Genomic DNA, 2,177 nt, shown 5'->3' on the forward strand with positions numbered 1-2,177 from the left:
CTGTCGGGGGGATGGGTTTGCCTGAGGCCGCGCGATCGGCACGGGTGCTCCGGGTCGTGACCCGAACCTGAATGGCCGCCTCCCCGATGTAAAGCGCCGCGATGCCTCAGCCCATGCGCGCGGACGTCAGCAATCCCGGCGCCGCGCCGGTCGGATCGCGCAGGATGGCGATCTGTCCCACGCCCTCGATCCGCAGACGGCGTTGTAACAGGCCGGGGCGCCGGGCACGTCACGGGTCATCAGTTCGGTCCACCAGGCCTTGCCGTGATCCTGTGGCAGCATCCTGCCCGAGCCCCGTGACATCCCGCTGCGGCGCGTCCGCACCCTTTCCCCCCGCCCGGCTCTGTGCCAGTCTCGCCCCCGAGGAGGGCCCCATGGCCATCACCACCTGCATCTTCGATGCCCATGGCACGTTGTTCGACGTGACCGCCGCCGCGCGCGAAGTGGCCAGCGCGCCGGGCTGCGAACGGCTCGCCGGTCTGTGGGTGCGGCTGGCCGAGGACTGGCGGCGCAAGCAACTCGAATACACCTGGCTGCGCGCCATCACCGGGGCGCATGCCGATTTCTGGCAGGTCACGCAGGACGGGCTGGACTGGGCGATGGAGGCCCACGGCCTGCAGGGCGATGCAAGGCTGCGCGCCCGCCTGCTCGACCTCTACCGCGCGCTGTCGCCCTATCCCGAGCTGTCCGCCATGCTGATCGCGCTGAAACAGGCGGGCAAGGCCACCGCCATCCTGTCGAACGGCGCGCCCGGCATGCTGGCCAGCGCGGTGGCCTCGGCCGGGATCGGCGCGTTGCTCGACGACGTGCTCTCGGTCGAGAGCGTCGGCATCTTCAAGCCGCACCCGTCCGTCTATGACCTTGTCGGCCAGCGGTTCGGCACGGCCCCGGACCAGGTGCTTTTCGTCTCGTCCAACGGCTGGGACGCTGCGGCCGGTGCCGGTTACGGCTTCGTGACCGCCTGGGTCAACCGCACGGGCGCCCCGGTCGACCGGATGCCCTGGCGACCGGCCCATGTCCTTCCCGACCTGACCGGCATCCCGGCATTGGCAAAGGGCGCATGATGCGGCATTTCGCCGCCGATGACGGGCTGATGCTGGCCTATGACGACCAGGGCGCGGGCACGCCGCTGTTGTGCCTTGCGGGCCTGACACGCAACATGGACGATTTCGAGCCGGTTCTGGACCATTTCGCCGACAGCGCCCGGGTGATCCGCCTCGACATGCGCGGGCGCGGCCGGTCCGGCCATGATCCAGATTTCATGAATTACAACCTGATCCGGGAGGGCCGGGACGCGCTGGCGCTGCTCGACCATCTCGGGCTTGAAAGGGCCGCGATCCTGGGCACCTCGCGCGGCGGGCTGATCGCGATGGTGCTGGCGATGGGCCATCACGACCGGCTGCTGGGCGTCTGTCTCAACGATATCGGCCCGCTGGTCGATCCCCGAGGGCTGGCCTATATCATGGGCCATCTCGGCAAACGCCCCGGCCTTGCCGATTTCGACGCGGCCGCGAAGCGGCTTGAGGTGGCGATGCAGGACCGGTTTCCCGGCGTCTCGCGCGCGACCTGGCGCGAATATGCCAGGCGGGTCTGGGACGAGGCGCCCGACGGCCTCGCACTGCGCTACGACCCGCGGCTGCGCAACGCGGTGTCCGAAGCATCCGCAACCGACGCCTTGCCCGATCTGTGGCCGACGTTCGATGCGCTCGCGGGCCTGCCGGTCGCGCTGATCCGGGGGGCCAATTCCGACATCCTGTCCGCCGAGACCGCGGCCGAGATGCGCCGCCGCCGCCCCGACATGATCTTTGCCGAGGTGGCCGATCGCGGCCATGTGCCCTTCCTCGACGAACCCGAAAGCCTGGCCGCGATCCGCGCCTTCCTGAAGGCCGTGGCGTGAACATCGCGATGATCGAGGCCACGGCGACGCGCCTTTCGGGCCAGACGCGCCTTTCGGGCCATGTGCGCGAAACGCCGCTGCTGTCTGCGTCCGGGCTGGAACTGGCCGCGCAGGCCGCCGCGGCGGGCGTCTCGCAGGCCGATGTGCTGATCCCCTGCGGCGGCGCGGTCGCGCTGGCCGCGGCATTGTTTCACGGCGACGCGGTGACAGGCGACGCGGTGATCGTGATCGGATCGGGCGGCAATGTGGCGGCCGAAACCTTCCGGATGGCGCTTCGCCA

The 2,177-nt window shown here is 70.1% G+C and carries 2 protein-coding genes and 1 pseudogene; all 3 read left to right on the forward strand.

Features of this window, described 5'->3' with window-relative positions:
• The first annotated feature begins 374 nt into the window (after positions 1–374).
• Positions 375–1,064, forward strand: coding sequence for a haloacid dehalogenase type II (locus ENN83_RS06325; protein WP_287185303.1), 690 nt, complete (start codon positions 375–377; stop codon positions 1,062–1,064).
• Positions 1,064–1,897 carry an alpha/beta fold hydrolase gene (locus tag ENN83_RS06330; RefSeq protein WP_287185304.1) on the forward strand — a complete coding sequence of 278 codons (834 nt, stop codon included), beginning with the start codon at positions 1,064–1,066 and terminating at the stop codon, positions 1,895–1,897. The genes ENN83_RS06325 and ENN83_RS06330 overlap by 1 nt, the downstream gene beginning before the upstream one ends.
• Positions 1,894–2,177: pseudogene (locus tag ENN83_RS06335) on the forward strand (hypothetical protein); the annotation flags it as partial. The gene ENN83_RS06330 and the pseudogene ENN83_RS06335, both read left to right, overlap by 4 nt.

The organism is Rhodovulum sp. (assembly GCF_011048875.1).
GTDB classification, from domain to species: Bacteria; Pseudomonadota; Alphaproteobacteria; order Rhodobacterales; family Rhodobacteraceae; genus Rhodovulum; species Rhodovulum tesquicola.